The organism is Streptomyces sp. NPDC001100, assembly GCF_053598575.1.
The window spans coordinates 1-16,889 of record NZ_JBSFKO010000055.1 but is presented as its reverse complement, the minus strand read 5'-3'; the positions used below and the strand labels follow the sequence as shown (position 1 = coordinate 16,889).

The 16,889-nt window shown below is 70.6% G+C and carries 14 protein-coding genes and 1 pseudogene; 11 read left to right on the top strand and 4 right to left on the bottom strand.

The features are described 5' to 3' along the window. Together ACWDEW_RS45055 and ACWDEW_RS45050 are read left to right on the top strand one after the other, a co-directional pair. A pseudogene (locus ACWDEW_RS45055) lies at positions 1–233 on the top strand (hypothetical protein); the annotation flags it as partial. After that, entirely contained in the window at positions 230–1,726 is a 1,497-nt protein-coding gene (locus ACWDEW_RS45050; RefSeq protein WP_450521600.1) for a DUF5719 family protein, read from the top strand. The pseudogene ACWDEW_RS45055 and the gene ACWDEW_RS45050, both read left to right, overlap by 4 nt. Positions 1,727–1,759: 33 nt before the next feature. On the opposite strand, the gene ACWDEW_RS45045 is transcribed toward ACWDEW_RS45050, so the two are convergent. Continuing rightward, positions 1,760–2,209, bottom strand: coding sequence for a metallopeptidase family protein (locus ACWDEW_RS45045; protein ID WP_317887900.1), 450 nt, complete (start codon positions 2,207–2,209; stop codon positions 1,760–1,762). A gap of 290 nt (positions 2,210–2,499) precedes the next feature. On the opposite strand from ACWDEW_RS45045, the gene ACWDEW_RS45040 reads away from it, so the two are divergent. The 6 genes from ACWDEW_RS45040 (at position 2,500) to ACWDEW_RS45015 (ending at position 8,497) form a co-directional block, all read left to right on the top strand. Continuing rightward, positions 2,500–2,940 (top strand): DUF3499 domain-containing protein, encoded by a 441-nt coding sequence (locus ACWDEW_RS45040; protein WP_450521657.1) that lies wholly within the window; start codon positions 2,500–2,502, stop codon positions 2,938–2,940. A 279-nt stretch (positions 2,941–3,219) separates the two neighbouring features. After that, on the top strand, positions 3,220–4,584 hold the full coding sequence (locus tag ACWDEW_RS45035; RefSeq protein WP_450521598.1) for a phosphomannomutase/phosphoglucomutase: 1,365 nt from the start codon (positions 3,220–3,222) through the stop codon (positions 4,582–4,584). Positions 4,585–4,774: 190 nt separating this feature from the next. Next, positions 4,775–4,945 (top strand): Trm112 family protein, encoded by a 171-nt coding sequence (locus ACWDEW_RS45030; RefSeq protein ID WP_019072213.1) that lies wholly within the window; start codon positions 4,775–4,777, stop codon positions 4,943–4,945. 31 nt (positions 4,946–4,976) lie between these two features. Further along, the gene (locus tag ACWDEW_RS45025) at positions 4,977–6,104 is read left to right on the top strand and encodes an SIS domain-containing protein (RefSeq protein ID WP_450521595.1); all 1,128 of its coding nucleotides are present in this window, start codon (positions 4,977–4,979) and stop codon (positions 6,102–6,104) included. 97 nt (positions 6,105–6,201) lie between these two features. Next, entirely contained in the window at positions 6,202–7,353 is a 1,152-nt protein-coding gene (gene manA / locus ACWDEW_RS45020) for a mannose-6-phosphate isomerase, class I (RefSeq protein WP_450521594.1), read from the top strand. A gap of 160 nt (positions 7,354–7,513) precedes the next feature. Further along, the gene (locus ACWDEW_RS45015) at positions 7,514–8,497 is read left to right on the top strand and encodes a cation diffusion facilitator family transporter (RefSeq protein WP_450521592.1); all 984 of its coding nucleotides are present in this window, start codon (positions 7,514–7,516) and stop codon (positions 8,495–8,497) included. Positions 8,498–8,558: 61 nt separating this feature from the next. Here ACWDEW_RS45015 and lepB read toward each other — a convergent pair whose 3' ends face one another. Together lepB and ACWDEW_RS45005 are read right to left on the bottom strand one after the other, a co-directional pair. After that, positions 8,559–9,248, bottom strand: a complete 690-nt coding sequence (lepB, locus tag ACWDEW_RS45010; RefSeq protein ID WP_450521590.1) for a signal peptidase I — start codon at positions 9,246–9,248, stop codon at positions 8,559–8,561. 88 nt (positions 9,249–9,336) lie between these two features. Further along, the gene (locus tag ACWDEW_RS45005) at positions 9,337–11,649 is read right to left on the bottom strand and encodes a fructose-specific PTS transporter subunit EIIC (protein WP_450521588.1); all 2,313 of its coding nucleotides are present in this window, start codon (positions 11,647–11,649) and stop codon (positions 9,337–9,339) included. A gap of 465 nt (positions 11,650–12,114) precedes the next feature. Between ACWDEW_RS45005 and ahcY the strand changes: the two genes are divergently transcribed. Continuing rightward, entirely contained in the window at positions 12,115–13,572 is a 1,458-nt protein-coding gene (gene ahcY, locus ACWDEW_RS45000; protein ID WP_450521586.1) for an adenosylhomocysteinase, read from the top strand. 163 nt (positions 13,573–13,735) lie between these two features. Continuing rightward, the gene (locus ACWDEW_RS44995) at positions 13,736–14,350 is read left to right on the top strand and encodes a hypothetical protein (RefSeq protein WP_450521584.1); all 615 of its coding nucleotides are present in this window, start codon (positions 13,736–13,738) and stop codon (positions 14,348–14,350) included. Positions 14,351–14,419: 69 nt separating this feature from the next. Here ACWDEW_RS44995 and ACWDEW_RS44990 read toward each other — a convergent pair whose 3' ends face one another. After that, a complete protein-coding gene (locus ACWDEW_RS44990; protein ID WP_450521582.1) occupies positions 14,420–15,481 on the bottom strand; it encodes an RDD family protein in 1,062 nt (353 codons plus the stop codon). A 128-nt stretch (positions 15,482–15,609) separates the two neighbouring features. On the opposite strand from ACWDEW_RS44990, the gene ACWDEW_RS44985 reads away from it, so the two are divergent. Next, the gene (locus ACWDEW_RS44985) at positions 15,610–16,617 is read left to right on the top strand and encodes a stage II sporulation protein M (RefSeq protein WP_450521655.1); all 1,008 of its coding nucleotides are present in this window, start codon (positions 15,610–15,612) and stop codon (positions 16,615–16,617) included. Positions 16,618–16,889: the final 272 nt, after the last annotated feature.

The following is a 16,889-nucleotide window of genomic DNA, read 5'->3' as shown; positions in this document are numbered from 1 at the left end:
AGGGCTACGACCAGAACCAGGGCTACGACCAGAACCAGGGCTACGACCAGAACCAGGGCTACGACCAGAACCAGAACCAGAACCAGGGCCAGGGCCAGGGCCAGGGCCAGGGCCAGGGCCAGGGCCAGGGCCAGGGCTACGACCCGAACTACGACCCCGCCTACGACCCGGCGTACGACCCCGCCCAGCAGCATCCGCACGGCAGTGAGCGCCCCGACGGGAGCCAGCAGTGAACCGCACCACCCTGTCCTTCCTCGCCGGCGTGGCCGCGCTCGCCGCCGTCACCGGGTTCGCCGAGATGAAGACACCGGCCGCGCCCGGCGCGCACACCGCCAAGGCGGCCGCCCAGCTGCCCGTGGAGCGCACCAGCCTGCTCTGCCCGGCGCCGAGCACCTCCGACCTCGCCGACACGTCGTACACGTCCTTCACGCCCGTCACGACGGGCACCGACGACAGCGGCAAGGCCGAACTCCAGGCCGCGGGCCAGGAGTCGGGCGACGGAACGAGCAGCAAGAGCAAGAAGAAGCCCGCCAAGCCCGTCCTGGAGCCCAAGGCCCCCGGCACGCCGGCCACCGGCGACAGCTCCGGCGCCGACTCGCCCGCGCTGCTCGGCACGGCCGAGGGCAAGTACGCGCCCGGCTGGACCGTCCAGGAGACCACCGAGGTCGCCGCGGGCAACGGACGCGGCCTCCAGGGCGTCAACTGCACCGCCCCGGACACCGAGTTCTGGTTCCCGGGCGCCAGCACCTCCGCCGACCGCACCGACTACGTGAACCTCACCAACCCGGACGACTCCGCCGCCGTCGTCGACATCGACCTCTACGGCAAGGACGGCGACCTCAAGTCGACGGTGGGGGAGGGGATCACGGTCGAGCCGCACGCCGACGAGCCGATCCTGCTGTCCACGCTCACCGACGACCAGGAGACCGATCTGACCGTGCACGTCGTCGTGCGCAGCGGCCGGGTCGGCGCGGCCGTGCAGGCCCTCGACGCCAAGCTCGGCGGCGACTGGCTGGCCGCGTCCACCGACCCGGCGGGCAGCCTGGTCATGCCGGGCATCCCGAAGGACGCCACCTCGGTACGGCTGATCGCCTTCACACCGGGCGACTCGGACGCCGACCTGAAGGTGCGGCTCTCCTCGCCCACCGGGATGATCACGCCGGCCGGGCACGAGACCGTGCACGTCAAGGCGGGCATGACGGTCGGCGTCGACCTGGGCGACCTCACCCGCGGCGACCCGGGCTCCCTGGTCCTGACGCCGACCGACCAGTCCGTGCCGGTCGTGGCCGCGCTGAAGGTCGTACGGGGCAAGGGCGGCAAGCAGGAGACGGCGTTCATCCCGGCGACCGGCGCGGTCGGCACGCGCGCGACGGCCGCCGACAACAGCGGCAAGGGCTCCACGCTGTCCCTGGTCGCCCCTACCCGCACCGCGACCGTCAAGGTTACCGCGTCCGCCGGCAGCGGCGGCGGTACGCCGGTCTCCAAGACGTACACGATCAAGGCAGGCACCACACAGGCCGTCGAACTCCCGGTCCCCGGCGGCCTGAAGGGCACCTACGCGCTGACCGTCGAGCCCCAGTCGGGCGGCCCGGTGTACGCGGCCCGGACGCTCTCGGCGACCGAGGAGGGCGTACCGGGCTTCACGATCCAGACGCTGCCCGACGACCGGGGGACGGTGTCGGTGCCGCAGACGGACGAGGACCTGTCGGTCCTCCAGAAGAAGTAGCGGCCCGCGACCCCCCGCGCGCGGGGAGGGAGTTCAGTCCTCCCCGTAGCGCGGGTCGACCGTCTCCGGAGTGAGGCCCAGCAGTTCGGCGACCTGCTCCACGACGATCTCGTGGACCAGGGCCGCGCGTTCGTCGCGCCCCTTCGTGCGGATCTCGACCGGCCGCCGATAGATCACCACGCGCGCGGGCTGCCCCTCACGGGCGGCGATCGTGCCTCCCATGGGCACCGACTCGTCGTTCCAGCCCTCGCCCGCACCACCCAGTCGAGGGACTTCGAGGACGAGGAAATCGATGTCGGCCAGCTGCGGCCAGCGTCGCTCCAGGCGCTCCACGGAGTCCTGCACCAGATCCGCGAACGCCTCGGCCCGGCTCGCGGCCAGCGGAACCTGCGGCGGTGCGATCGGGCCGCGCATGCCCCGGCCGTGGCGATCGCGGCGGCGGGGCCCGGGGCCGGCGGCGGGGGGCGGTACGGGGGTGTCCATCACTGGTGAAGCGTAGTCCCCGTCAGGTCCCGCTGCCGGACTCCACTCGCCGTCCGGGCGGCGTCCGATCACTTGGGCGTCATGTCGCCGGATGACCATTCCAGCCAAGGTTGGGCTCGATTCCGTATGTCTCCAAGACCGTCGCTCTCAAGGCAATTGACGGTGTTTGTGCCGAGTGCTGACCGGCCCCGACCCTGTTCGAGATCCCGGGAGGGGGTGTTCGCGCAGGTCAGTGGCGTGTTGTCGGAGAGGTGTGTGGGGCGTTTCACAACCCGACACGGGGGAGTGACCTGGGGGAGAGTCGTCGCGGCCCGCTCAAGAGTGCGGTACCGTCCAACGTCGTGAGCCCTGTACGTCGCTGTTCGCGCACCGCTTGCGGCCGGCCCGCCGTCGCGACGCTGACGTACGTCTACGCCGACTCGACCGCGGTCCTCGGCCCGCTCGCCACCTACGCCGAACCCCACTGCTACGACCTGTGCGCCGAGCACTCCGAGCGCCTCACCGCGCCTCGCGGCTGGGAGGTCGTCCGCCTCCTCGACAGCTCCGCTCCGGCCCGCCCGAGCGGCGACGACCTGGAAGCGCTTGCCAACGCGGTCCGCGAGGCGGCCCGCCCGCAGGAACGGGCGGCCGGGGCAGGCGGCGGAGGGGCCGGCGGCGGGGGTCGTACGGCGGATCCGATGGAGGTCGCGCGCCGGGGGCATCTGCGGGTGCTGCGGTCGCCGGAGAACTGAGCCGGACGACTGAGCCGGACGACCGAGTGGGACAACTGGTCGCGGCCGTCCGGGAGTTCGTTCAACGATCCGGTCGTTCTGTGATTCAGTCGTTCAACGATCCGGTTGATCCACGCGTGAGTCGTTCAACGATTCACACGCCCCATCGCCGCCCGTCCCGGAGCGGATGTCGCCCTGAGCTCAGGTAACGGTGTGTGGACGGCTCGGTTGCCGCACGTCGAGCTGTCGGTCCCTGCGGGTAGTTTGGGGCGACCGATAGGACTTTCTGGAGGGTTGGCCGTGTCTGCTGATTTGTCGCAGCTCGTGAAGGCGTACGACGTACGGGGCGTCGTCCCGGACCAGTGGGACGAGTCCTTGGCCGAGTTGTTCGGGGCGGCCTTCGTCCAGGTGACCGGCGCCACCGCGATCGTGACCGGGCACGACATGCGGCCCTCGTCCCCCGGACTCTCCGCCGCCTTCGCGCGCGGTGCGGCGGCACGCGGCGTCGACGTGACCGAGATCGGCCTGTGCTCCACGGATCAGCTGTACTACGCCTCGGGCGCGTTCGACCTCCCCGGCGCCATGTTCACGGCCTCGCACAACCCGGCGAAGTACAACGGCATCAAGATGTGCCGGGCGGGCGCGGCCCCCGTCGGCCAGGACACCGGCCTCGCCGAGATCCGCCAACTCGTCGAGTCCTGGCTGGACTCGGGCGCCCCCGAGGTCTCCGGCCCGACGGGAACGATCACGAAACGGGACACGTTGGAGAATTACGCGGCGCACCTCCGCGGCCTCGTCGACCTGACCTCCATCCGCCCCCTGAAGGTCGTCGTCGACGCGGGCAACGGCATGGGCGGCCACACGGTCCCGACCGTGTTCGCGGGCCTGCCGCTCACGCTGGTCCCGATGTACTTCGAGCTGGACGGCACCTTCCCGAACCACGAGGCCAACCCGCTCGACCCGGCCAACATCGTCGACCTCCAGACGCGCGTCCGCGAGGAGGGCGCCGACCTCGGCATCGCCTTCGACGGTGACGCCGACCGCTGCTTCGTGGTCGATGAGAACGGCGACCCGGTCCCGCCGTCCGCGATCACCGCCCTGGTCGCCGCCCGCGAGCTGGCGAGGAACGGCGGCACGGGCGTGATCATCCACAACCTGATCACCTCCTGGTCGGTCCCCGAGGTCGTCAAGGAGAACGGCGGCACACCGGTACGCACGCGCGTGGGCCACTCCTTCATCAAGGCCGAGATGGCGAAGTCCGGTGCGATCTTCGGCGGAGAGCACTCCGCGCACTACTACTTCAAGGACTTCTGGAACGCCGACACGGGCATGCTGGCCGCCCTCCACGTCCTCGCCGCGCTGGGCGGCCAGGACGGCCCGCTCTCCGCCCTCTTGGCCCAGTACGACCGCTACGTGGGCTCGGGCGAGATCAACTCCACGGTCGACGACCAGCAGGCCCGCCTCGCCGCGATCCGCGCCGCCTACGAAGGCCAGGACGGCCTGACCCTCGACGAACTCGACGGCCTGACCGTCACCTCCGCCGACTGGTGGTTCAACGTCCGCCCCTCCAACACGGAACCGCTGCTGCGCCTCAACACGGAGGCGCGGGACGAGGCGACGATGGGGAAGGTGCGGGACGAGGTGCTGGGGATCATCAGGGGCTAGGGGGCCGGTGGGCGCCGGTCACTTTCAGCCCGTCCGGCGTCTGAGGACGAGGCCGTTCAGGCCGAAGGGGGTCTGGGGGCGCAGCCCCCAGGGACCTCCGCCCCAACCCCGGCGCACACCTCCCACCGGCGGTACCCTGACCAGGCACATCCGCCCACGCGTCGCAGACACCCCCTCGGAGGGACACCCCATGCCGCTCGAAGCCGGCCTCCTGGAGATCCTGGCCTGCCCGGCCTGCCACGCCCCCCTCAAGGAGCAGGACACCGAGCTGATCTGCACCGGTGAGGACTGCGGCCTGGCCTACCCCGTACGGGACGGCATCCCCGTCCTCCTCGTCGACGAGGCCCGCCACCCCGCGTAACCGACGACGACGCGATCGGAGGCCGCCGCCCATGCTCGACGAATCGCTGCTCGACTCCCCGGACGCACTGGCCGAGGCCGACCGCCGAGCCCTGCTCCGCGGTGCCGCCGAGGCCGGTGCGAGGGTGCGTACAGCCGCCCGGCACGCCGCCGAGGCCGGCGTGAACGACCTGAAACCGGACGGCCGCCCCCGCGCCATCCTGATCGCGGGCCCCGGCGCCGCCGCCACCTGCGTCGCCGACCTGCTCGGCAAGCTCGCCGGCGCCAGCAGCCCCGTCACCCGCCTGGCGCCCACCGGCGTCGCCCCCGCGGCCGGCGCCCTGCGCTGGGAACTCCCGGGCTGGGCGGGCTCCGTGGACCTGCTGCTGATCACCACCCCGGACGGCAGCGAACCCGGCCTCTCCCTGCTCGCCGAACAGGCCTACCGCCGCGGCTGCACCGTCGTCGCCGTAGCGCCTTCCCGCAGCCCCCTCACGGAGGCCGTGGACGGCGCCCACGGCCTCTTCGTACCGATGGCGACCGCACCGTACGAACACGACGAGCCGCTGGCCGCCTCCGCCCCCGGAGTCCTCTGGGCGCTGCTCACCCCGCTGCTCGCGCTCCTGGACCGCACAGGCCTGCTCAGCGCTCCGCCGGAGGCCCTGGAGAAGGTCGCCGACCGTCTCGACCAGGTCGCCGAGCGCTGCGGGCCCGCCGTCCTGACGTACAGCAATCCCGCCAAGACCCTGGCCGCCGAACTCGCCGACTCGCTCCCCGTGATCTGGACGGAGGGCGCGTCGGCCGGTCCGGCGGGCCGTCGATTCGCCGCCGCGCTCGCCGAGTTGGCCGGCCGCCCCGCACTCGTCGCCGAACTGCCCGAGGCGCTCGCCGAGCACAACGCCCTGCTGGCCGGCCCGCTCGCCGCGAGCGCCGACCCGGACGACTTCTTCCGCGACCGCGTCGACGAGGCGCCCGCGCTGCACGCGCGCGTGGTGCTGCTCCGGGACCGTCCGATCGGCGGCCTCACCGCCGCCCCGACCGCCCGTGACCTGGCCCTCAGCCACGACACGCCGATCAGCGAGCTGGAGCCCGAGGACGGCGGCGAGTTGGAGACCCTCGCGGAGCTGATCGCCATGACGGATTTCGCCGCCGTTTACCTGGCGCTCGCCTCGGGCGCCTGATCTTGTCGTCGAAGCCCTGACCGCCGCACACCGTCGTACGGGGCGCGAAGCCACGTCATACCCAAGTCGTACGCAGAGAGAACCGGTAGAGACCCGCATGGACCGCCTCGACAACACGATCCGCCCCTACGCCTGGGGTTCCACCACCGCCATCCCCAAGCTGCTCGGGGTGGAGCCGAGCGGCGAGCCGCAGGCGGAGATGTGGATGGGCGCGCACCCGGGCGCACCCTCGCGCACCGAGCGCGGGACGCTCGTCGAGGTCGTCGAGGCCGCTCCGGAGCGGGAGTTGGGCGAGAAGGCGGTCGCGAAGTTCGGCCCGCGGCTGCCCTTCCTGCTGAAGATCCTCGCCGCCGGCGCCCCGCTCTCCCTCCAGGTGCACCCCAACCTGGAGCAGGCGAAGGAGGGTTACGCCGACGAGGAGCGCCGGGGCATCCCCGTGGACGCCCCGAGCCGCAACTACAAGGACGCCAACCACAAGCCCGAACTGATCTGCGCGCTCACGGAGTTCGACGGCCTGTGCGGCTTCCGCGACCCGTCGCAGGCCGCCGAGCTGCTCGCCGGCCTGGGCGTCGACTCCCTGAAGCCGTACGTCGACCTCCTGCACGCGCACCCCGAGGAAGCCGCCCTGCGCGAGGTCCTCACAGCGGTCCTCACCGCCGACCCCGAGGAGATGCGCCACACGGTCACCGCGGCGGCGACCGCCTGCGCCCGCCTCGGCGGCGCATACACCCCTTACGCCGACATCGCCCACCACTACCCGGGCGACCCCGGAGTCATCGCCGCGATGCTCCTCAACCACGTCCGACTCCAGCCCGGCGAGGCCCTGTTCCTCGGCGCCGGTATCCCGCACGCCTACCTCAACGGGCTCGGCGTCGAGATCATGGCCAACTCCGACAACGTCCTGCGCTGCGGCCTGACCCCCAAGCACGTCGACGTCCCCGAACTCCTGCGCGTCGTCCGCTTCGAGGCGAGCGACCCCGGAGTGCTGCGCCCCGAGGCGTCCCCGGACGGCGAGGAGGTCTACGAGACCCCCATCGACGAGTTCCGGCTGTCCCGGTACGTCCTCCCGGCGGGCACAGGCGTCCACGACCTCACCCTCGACACCCCGCAGATCCTGCTCTGCACGGCCGGTGCGGTGACGGCGGGCGGGTTCGAACTGACCCCCGGCCGGTCGGTCTTCGTCCCGGCCGGGGACAAGGCCGAGGTGTCCGGAGTGGGCACGGTCTTCCGGGCCACTGTGATCGTATGACCGGGCCTGTGGATACCTGACGAGCCGCCGCCGGGCAGGGCTGCAAGAATGGCCCACCGGCAAAGGACGGGCAAAGACGGTCGGACGGCCCATCCGGGGGCAGACGTCCGACGTGGACGTCCGGCACAGACGTACGAAGGCGAAGGGACACCGCGAACACATGAGCGCGTCAGGCGGCACCAGGGCGATCGTGGCGGCACTCGGCGCCAACCTCGCGATCGCGGCATCGAAGTTCGTGGCGTTCGCCTTCAGCGGCTCGTCCTCGATGCTCGCCGAGGGCGTCCACTCCCTCGCGGACTCCGGCAACCAGGCCCTCCTGCTGATCGGCGGCAAGAAGGCCCAGCGCGAGGCCACCCCGCAGCACCCCTTCGGCTACGGCCGCGAGCGGTACATCTACGCCTTCCTCGTCTCGATCGTCCTCTTCTCGGTCGGCGGCATGTTCGCCGTCTACGAGGGCTACGAGAAGATCAAGCACCCGCACGAGATCGAGCACTGGTACTGGCCGGTGGGCGTCCTCGTCTTCGCGATCATCGCCGAGGGCTTCTCCTTCCGCACGGCCATCAAGGAGTCGAACGAACTGCGCGGCACGCACTCCTGGTCGCAGTTCATCCGCCGCGCCAAGGCCCCCGAACTGCCGGTCGTCCTCCTGGAGGACTTCGGCGCACTCATCGGCCTCGTCCTCGCCCTCGGCGGCGTCGGCCTGGCCCTGCTCACCGACGACGGCGTCTGGGACGGCATCGGCACCCTCTGCATCGGCATCCTGCTCATCCTGATCGCCCTGGTCCTGGCCGCCGAGACCAAGTCGCTGCTGCTCGGTGAGTCCGCCGGCATCGAGGACGTCCAGAAGATCGAGGCCGCGATCGTCGACGGCCACACCGTCACCGGCATCATCCACATGCGCACCCTCCACCTCGGCCCCGAAGAACTGCTCGTCGCCGCCAAGATCGCCGTCCAGCACGATGACACGGCCACCGAGGTCGCCACCGCGATCGACGCCGCCGAGTCCCGCATCCGCGAAGCCGTCCCGATCGCCCGCGTCATCTACCTCGAACCCGACATCTACAGCGAGTCCGAAGCCACCAAGGGCCCCGACCGCGAAGCCACCCCCGGAGGCCCGGCCCAGCACCCGGCGCCCGGACACTGACTTCCCCGGCTCCCACGACAACAGGGCCCGCCGGGACGTTCGACGGGCCCTCCCCGTCCCGCTACCCCTGCTGCACGGGCCACGGCGCCACCGGGACCGCCCTCCGCCGCCGTACGGCGAACGCGGCGATGCCCAGGCCGATCCCGACCAGGACCAGGACGACCCCGCCGACGGCGGCCGACCCGATGACGAAGGCAGTCGTACGGTCGTCCGTCACCCGCCCCCGGACGGCGGACTCGGCCACCGTCCCGTCGTGATCGCTCGCGAAGAAACGTGAGTCCATCGCGTTGGAACGGTTGTCACCGAGCAGGAACAGCCGCCCCTTCGGGACCTTCACGTCGTACGACTTGCGCACACCGTCGACATCGCCCTGGTCGACATACGGCTCCGACAGCGGCTTCCCGTTCACGGTGATCCGCGCGTCCGTGCCCGAGCCCGTGCAGCACATCACCTCGTCGCCGCCCACCCCGACGACCCGCTGCATCACATTCGCCGAGGACCCATAGCGGTCCGGCGCCGAGAACACCACGACATCACCGCGGCGCACCTCACCGCCGTCCACCTTCTCGAAGAAGATCCGGTCACCCGGCCTGTACGTCGGGGACATGCTCTGGCTGCTGATCGTGGCACTCCCGTACGAGGTCCGCGCGTACACGAGGGAGCCGAGCACCAGCACCACCCCCAACAGCCCCACCAGCACAGCCGCGACCCCGAGTCCCCGCCCCTTGCCCGACATCATTTCCCTCCCCATGCGGCACTTCCGCGGCGCAGAGGGTAGCGGGCGTCCGTGAACGGACTGTGCGGGCCCGCGACCTGCCACACTCGCGGGCCCTTCACCGCTAACCGACCTCGCTCAGCACACCGAGCACCGCGGCCTCGTCATCGGCCGCCAACAGCCGCTTCCGGAACCCGGCATCCGTCAACTTCCGCGACATCAGCGCCAGAATCCGCAGATGCTCATCACCGGCCGCCGCCTCCGGTACGGCGATCATGAAGACCAGCCGGGCCTTCGTCCCGTCCGGCGAGCCCCACTCGACCCCCTCCGCCGACCGCGCGAACCCGACGACCGGCGCACTCACCGCATCCGTCTTGGCATGCGGAATCGCGATCTCCTCCCCGAGCCCGGTCGTCCCCAACGCCTCCCGCCGCAACGCGGTCGCCACCAACTCATCCACGTCCACGACCTTGCCGGTCCGCGCCAACAGCCCGGCCACCTCCCGGATCGCGGCCTCCTTGTCCACCGCGTCGAGGGAGACCTTCACGGTCTGCCCGGTGAGGTACCCGGAGAGGACTTCGGGCAGCGCTCCAGGAACGGCTTCCGGTACGGCCTCTCCTGCGGTGGGCGAACCGAAGCCTGAAGTGCCTTCGGCGGCAGGGGAGTTGGTGCGGGAGGCGTCTGCGCCGACGGGAGTGCCGACGTCGGCCGTGGCTGCTCCAGCGCCGGCCCCCGCACGGCGCGGACCCGGCGACCCCCACCCGTCCAAGCCCACCGCGGCACGCGAACCCGAGCCCGAGCCGCCCGAGGCCACCCCGCTCACCTCGCTCAGCCCGGTCGTCGCGGCGACCGCCGCACCTCCGCGCCCATCCCGCTCCGCTACGACGACACTGCCGCTCCCGGCGCCGAAAACTCCCACCCCGGCCCCGACCAACGCGAGCTCGGGCTCTACGGCGACCCCGGACCCGACCACCGGCTCCCCGCGCCGCCTGCGCTCACTCACGTCGACCAGCGCGACTGTCGTCACCGCGGTGACCGCCGTACCGATCGCCACCGCCACGAAGAACATCGGTACGCCGCTCACCGCGCCCAGCACCGCCACGATCGGCCCGCCGTGCGGCACCGCGTCCTTCACCCCGGCGAGTCCGGCGACCGCACCGGCCACCGCGCCGCCCAGCATGTTGGCGGGGATGACCTGCGCGGGCCGCGCCGCCGCGAACGGGATCGCGCCCTCGGAGATGCCGAAGCAGCCCATGAACAGCGAGGCCAGACCGGTCTCCCGCTCCTGGTCGGTGTAGAGCCGACGCCGTATCGACGTGGCCAGGCCCTGGCCGAGCGGCATCACCGGGATCGCCGCCGCGCACATGCCCATGACGGCCTGGTTACCGGTCGCGATGAGCCCCGCGCCGAAGAGGAACGCCGTCTTGTTGACCGGGCCGCCCATGTCGAACGCGATCATCAGCCCGAGGATCGTGCCGAGCAGGATCGCGCTGGTGCCGGTCATCCCGCCGAGCCAGTCGGTCAGATGCTCGAACAGCCAGGAGATCGGCTTCCCGATGACGTCGATGAAGAACAGCCCGAGCGCCGTCGTCGCCACGATCGGGATCACGATGATCGGCATGATCGGCTGCACGAACCTCGGGACGCGTACCTTCTTGATCCACAGCACCAGATACCCGGCGAGGAACCCGGTCATGATCGCCCCGATGAACCCGGCGCCCGCCTTCGAGTCGTACAGCGAACCGGTGTTGGCGATCCACCCGCCGATCATGCCCGGCACGAGCGCGGGCCGGTCGCCGATGGCATAGGCGATGTAGCCGGACAGGATCGGCACCATCAGCGTGAAACCGATCACGCCGATGTTGTTCACGTCCATCCAGAAGGAGTCCTTCGGGATGACCAGACCGCCGGAGGGGTCCGGGTGGCCGCCGAGCGACAGGGAGATCGCGATCAGCAGCCCGCCGACCACGACGAACGGGATCATGTAACTGACCCCGTTCATCAGCGACTTGTACGCGAGACTCCGTTCCTTTCCGCCGGGCGTGGTTGCCGCTGCGGTCGTACCGCCTGCCGTGTGCACCGGCGCGGACCGCACCTGCTCGATCAGCCGCCCGGGATGACGAATGCCCTCGGCGACCCCGACAACGAGGACCCGTTTGCCGGTGAAGCGGCTCAGGTCCACGTCCTTGTCCGCGGCGACGATCACGCCGTCCGCGGTTCTGACATCGTTGTCGTCGAGGACATTTTCAGCCCCGATGGATCCCTGCGTCTCCACCTTCATGTCGATGCCGCGGCTCGCGGCGGCCTGGGCGAGTTTCTCCGCCGCCATGTACGTGTGTGCGATGCCGGTCGGGCACGCGGTCACCGCGAGCAGCTTCAACCGCTGCCCCTCGACACCGCCGCTGCCCGTGGGGGGAGGGCCGGCCGGACTGGTCACGTCGTTCTCCTAACACCTTCGTCGTACGGAACGCCGTCCCGGACGCCCCGCAAGATCGATCAGAGGCTCCTGATCTCCCCGCATCCTGCAACATCGCCGCCCGACTCAAAGACGCGAACACCCCTGATCGCCCGCGTCCGCCCCTTCCCTCCGGTTCGTACGCACCCCCATCGGCGCGCTCCCCGAAGCCCGATCCGATACCGGGCGCCCGCCCGGTTCGGCTGGAACTGTCCGGAGCGGACTGGGGACCGCCGGTCCTACCGGTGTAACTTGGGACGGAGCCAGACGTCGCTGCTGATGGCGGTCGGGCGGTTCCACCGCGGACCGGCCGAGGGAGAGAGGGCCTCCGACGGACTGCGCTGCGCGCACGCGGGCATGCCTGTGTCCTCCTTGGGGCACCCCTGTGTCCGCCGCCGCGCAGATCAGCCGTACCCACCTCGCCCCAACCCCGAGGAGTACCTCGCAATGACGACTGTCGACAACCGACAGGACTTCAAGGTCGCCGATCTCTGCCTGGCCGAGTTCGGCCGCAAGGAGATCACCCTTGCCGAGCACGAGATGCCCGGCCTGATGTCGATCCGCCGGGAGTTCGCCGCCAGCCAGCCGCTGGCCGGCGCCCGCATCATGGGCTCGCTGCACATGACCGTGCAGACCGCCGTCCTCATCGAGACCCTGGTCGCCCTGGGCGCCGAGGTCCGCTGGGTGTCCTGCAACATCTTCTCCACCCAGGACCACGCGGCCGCCGCCATCGCCGTCGGCCCGAACGGCACGCCCGAGAACCCCCAGGGCATCCCGGTCTTCGCCTGGAAGGGCGAGACCCTGGAGGAGTACTGGTGGTGCACGGAGCAGGCGCTGACCTGGCCGAACACCCCCACCGGCGGCCCGAACATGATCCTGGACGACGGCGGCGACGCCACCATGCTCGTCCACAAGGGCGTCGAGTACGAGAAGGCCGGCAAGGTCCCCTCCCTCGACACCGCCGAGTCCGACGAGCACCGCGTCGTCCTCCAGGTCCTCCAGCGCACCATCAGCGAGGGCTCGCAGAAGTGGACCCAGCTCGCCTCGGAGATCCGCGGCGTGACCGAGGAGACCACGACCGGCGTTCACCGTCTCTACGAGATGCACCGCGACGGCACCCTCCTGTTCCCGGCGATCAACGTGAACGACGCCGTCACCAAGTCGAAGTTCGACAACAAGTACGGCTGCCGCCACTCCCTGATCGACGGCATCAACCGCGCCACCGACGTCCTCATCGGCGGCAAGACCGCGGTCGTCTGCGGCTACGGCGACGTGGGCAAGGGCTGCGCGGAATCCCTGCGCGGCCAGGGTGCCCGTGTGATCATCACCGAGATCGACCCGATCTGCGCACTGCAGGCGGCGATGGACGGCTACCAGGTCACGACGCTGGACGAGGTCATCGACAAGGCCGACATCTTCGTCACCACCACCGGCAACAAGGACATCATCATGGCCGCGGACATGGCCAAGATGAAGCACCAGGCGATCGTCGGCAACATCGGCCACTTCGACAACGAGATCGACATGGCCGGCCTCGCGCAGATCCCGGGCATCGTCAAGGACGAGGTCAAGCCGCAGGTCCACACCTGGACGTTCCCCGACGGCAAGGTCCTCATCGTGCTGTCCGAGGGCCGCCTGCTGAACCTGGGCAACGCCACCGGCCACCCCTCGTTCGTGATGTCCAACTCCTTCGCGGACCAGACCCTGGCCCAGATCGAGCTGTTCACCAAGCCCGAGGAGTACCCGACCGACGTCTACGTGCTGCCCAAGCACCTCGACGAGAAGGTCGCCCGCCTCCACCTGGACGCGCTCGGCGTGAAGCTGACCACGCTCCGCCCGGAGCAGGCCGCGTACATCGGCGTAGAGGTCGAGGGCCCGTACAAGTCGGACCACTACCGCTACTGAGCCGACGACCCCGTCCGCTGTGACCGCGTCCGTGCACTGACGCGGTTCTCAGCGGCGGGTTCTCAGCAGCAGATCCTCTGAGGCAGGCCCCCGCACCCCCGTGCCGGGGGCCTGCCCCTTTGGTTCCTTTGGCCGGACCGGCCCGTCAAGACCCAGGACCCCGATGCCCCGCGGCCGATATTCGCTCCACGATCCGCACGATCACACCCCCTTCGCAGACGAGCACTTCCAGTGCGCCCCCGGCCCTTCCGGCTGGCGCTACGTCTCCCAGCTCACCGCCCCCTCCGGCGCTCACCGCGGCTCCGTCGACCTCACACTCGACGAACTCGGCCGCCCCATCCGGCTTGAACTCCACGCGGCGGGCTGGCAGGTGCGCGGCGCCGCCCTCGACGGCGTCACCTGGGTCCGCACCGACCCCACCGGCACCGATGCCGCCGAAGGCAATGTTCGCGCCCACGCCTTCACCGGCACCTCCCCCGCGTTCCTCGTCGCCACCACCCGTCTCCTGCGCCTCACCCCTTCCTCCGCCGCGACCCGCGTCCGCCTGGTCACCCTCACGGACCCGGTCCTCGCTCCGCGCACCGTGGACCAGTCCTGGGCTCTGCTGAAAAGAGAAACACACGGCACTGACAACGGCCCTCTGACCGTGGACGAGTACCAGGTCACAGCCCTGGACACGGGCGAGCAGCACGCCGTGCACATCGTCGGCGACGTCGTTCTCGCGGCCCCCGGCATCGAGTTGGAGGAGCTGGAGTCGCCGCCGTCCGTCTTCGGCTGAGCGACGCCGTTCTCCGGTCGGCCGAAGGAATTACGGTCCGGCCGGTGAGGGGGCTCAGGCGAGGGAGTCTCAGGCGGGCGGCGCGAATCCGCTGGAGGGCCGAGACTCGGTGGGCGATGCCTTCTGCGGCGCCGGGGGCTGCGGGCCGGGCACCGGTGGGACCGGATCGGCTCCCGCGCCGCCCGCGCTGGGCGAAGGGGAACTGGCTGGGGCCGCCCAGCCAACGGGAGCAGGCGCGGGAGCAGCCCCGGAGGTCTGAGGAGGAGTCGAAGGCGGCTGAGGGGCCGAGTTGCCGAAGGCGCCCGGCACACCGGTCCCCGGCCTGAACCTGCCGGCCGATGCGCCCCCGAACGCCTGAGACGCCGAATGGGCGCCGGCCCCACGGTTCCTGAAGGCCCGCCGCATGTCCCGCTCCTGCCGCTCCTGCACCACCGCCGCCAGATACGCGGCCGGCGGAACCCCCTGCGGCGCCGGGGCTCCCGTACGTGCCACGAGATCCGTGGCCAGCCGTTCGGCCATGGCCCAGCCCACCTGCGGATCCAACTGCTGCATCCGCGTCAGGTACTGCCGGATGGCCAGCCACAACCCATCGGGAACGGCCGACAGATCAAGCTCGGCGAAACGTCCCGTCAGCCAGACCGGCGGAGGCGGCACGAAGGACGTCTGCCCGGCGGGCACCCTTTCCCGTACGACCAGAGTGCCCGCGAACACATCCCCGAGTCGCCGACCGCGCGCCGAGACGAGCGAGGCGATACAGGCGACGGTCCCGAACGTCATCAGGATCTCGACCACACCGATCGCACCCCGCACGAGCGCGTGCCGGAACCGGATCGGCCCGCCGTCGTCCCGCACCACACGCAGCCCGAACGCCAGCTTCCCGAGCGAACGCCCATGACTGAGCGTCTCCACCGCTATGGGCGCGCCCACCAGAACCAGCACGAAGGCCGCGATCGACAGCGCGATCTGCGCCGCGTCGTCCAAAGAGGCAGTGGAGAACATCAGAGCCACGCTCACACCGATGTAGGCGGCCATGGCCACGATCAGATCGAGCAACACCGCCAGCGCCCTGCTGGGCAGCCTCGCGGGGCGCAACTCCAGCGCCACCGCCTCGCCCGTCACCAGCTCACTCACGCCTGCCGCCCTTCCCCTGCCCTGCCCCTGGAACAGCCAGTCTGCCAAGCTGAGGGCACATCGTGCCCCAGTACGACAAGCTGATCCCCGACCAGCAGTCGACGAGCAGCCGAGGAGCAGGCAACCAGATGGACCTCGACGTCTTCGTCTCGGCCCACCGAGCCGAGTGGGACCGCCTCGACGCGCTGCTCCGCCGCCAGCGCCGCCTCAACGGCGCCGAGGCCGACGAACTCGTCGCCCTCTACCAGCGGACCGCCACCCATCTGTCTCTGATCCAGTCCAGCGCCCCGGATCCCCAGCTCACCGGTCGCCTCAGCCAACTCGTGGCACGCGCGCGTAGTGCGGTGACAGGAACCCGCCGCGCCTCCTGGCGTGATGTCACGCACTTCCTGGGGCACAGTTTTCCGGCTGCGGTCTACAGGGCACGCCACTGGTGGGTCCCCACCGCGTTGCTGTCGACGGCAGTCGGGATCCTCCTGGGCTGGTGGATAGGTACTCACCCCGAAGTACAGGCATCCATCGCGGCCCCGAGCCAACTGCGCCAACTCACCCGCCCCGGCGGCGAGTACGAGACCTACTACTCCAGCCACCCGGCAGCCGCCTTCTCCGCGCAAGTCTGGACGAACAACGCCCAAGCCGCCGCGATGTGCCTGGTCCTGGGAGTCTTCCTGGGCCTACCGGTCCTCTGGATCCTCTTCGAGAACATGCTCAACCTCGGAGTAGGCATCGGCCTGATGTCATCGGCCGGCCGACTCGACACGTTCCTCGGCCTGATCCTCCCGCACGGCCTGCTCGAACTGACGGCAGTCTTCGTAGCGGCGGGTACCGGAATGCGCCTCGGCTGGACCCTCATCGACCCCGGCCCACGCTCGCGCCGCACCGCCCTCGCGGAAGAGGGCCGAGCCGCCGTGGGCATGGCCATCGGCCTGGCCCTGGTCCTGTTCGTCTCCGGAGCCATCGAAGGCTTCGTCACCCCGTCGGGCCTCCCCACCTGGGCCCGCATCGGCATCGGCGTCATCGCCGAAGGCGCCTTCCTGTCGTACGTCTACGTCCTGGGCGGCCGTGCCGTACGAGCCGGTGAGACAGGCGACGTCGAGGCATCCGAACGCAGCTCGACCGTTCCTACGGCTGCCTGATGTGCGGGCACTCCCGCTGAGCTGCTAGTCTCCTCTTCGCCCCAAAGGAGCCGTTGACACGGACCGGTCGGGGAGGTAGATTCGAACAGTTGCCTAGAACTGGATCTAATCCGGTCGGCAGCAGCGAGTGTCTGTCTGCTTCTGGGAACTTCGATTCCGAAGAAGCCACACTCCCGATGAATCGGAAAAGAGCGGCCGGTAAGTCCGGCCCGGAACTTCTGATAAAGTCGGAGTCGCCGGAAAGGGAAACGCGGAAGCGGGAACCTGGAAAG

What these genes read in the sequence shown, in the direction of transcription:
- ACWDEW_RS44995 (WP_450521584.1), top strand. Translation starts at nt 13,736, where the DNA reads ATGCCCCGCGGCCGATATTCGCTCCACGATCCGCACGATCACACCCCC.
- ACWDEW_RS45015 (WP_450521592.1), top strand. Translation starts at nt 7,514, where the DNA reads ATGAGCGCGTCAGGCGGCACCAGGGCGATCGTGGCGGCACTCGGCGCC.
- ACWDEW_RS45025 (WP_450521595.1), top strand. Translation starts at nt 4,977, where the DNA reads ATGCTCGACGAATCGCTGCTCGACTCCCCGGACGCACTGGCCGAGGCC.
- ACWDEW_RS44985 (WP_450521655.1), top strand. Translation starts at nt 15,610, where the DNA reads ATGGACCTCGACGTCTTCGTCTCGGCCCACCGAGCCGAGTGGGACCGC.
- lepB (WP_450521590.1), bottom strand. Translation starts at nt 9,248, where the DNA reads ATGGGGAGGGAAATGATGTCGGGCAAGGGGCGGGGACTCGGGGTCGCG.
- ACWDEW_RS45045 (WP_317887900.1), bottom strand. Translation starts at nt 2,209, where the DNA reads ATGGACACCCCCGTACCGCCCCCCGCCGCCGGCCCCGGGCCCCGCCGC.
- manA (WP_450521594.1), top strand. Translation starts at nt 6,202, where the DNA reads ATGGACCGCCTCGACAACACGATCCGCCCCTACGCCTGGGGTTCCACC.
- ahcY (WP_450521586.1), top strand. Translation starts at nt 12,115, where the DNA reads ATGACGACTGTCGACAACCGACAGGACTTCAAGGTCGCCGATCTCTGC.
- ACWDEW_RS45030 (WP_019072213.1), top strand. Translation starts at nt 4,775, where the DNA reads ATGCCGCTCGAAGCCGGCCTCCTGGAGATCCTGGCCTGCCCGGCCTGC.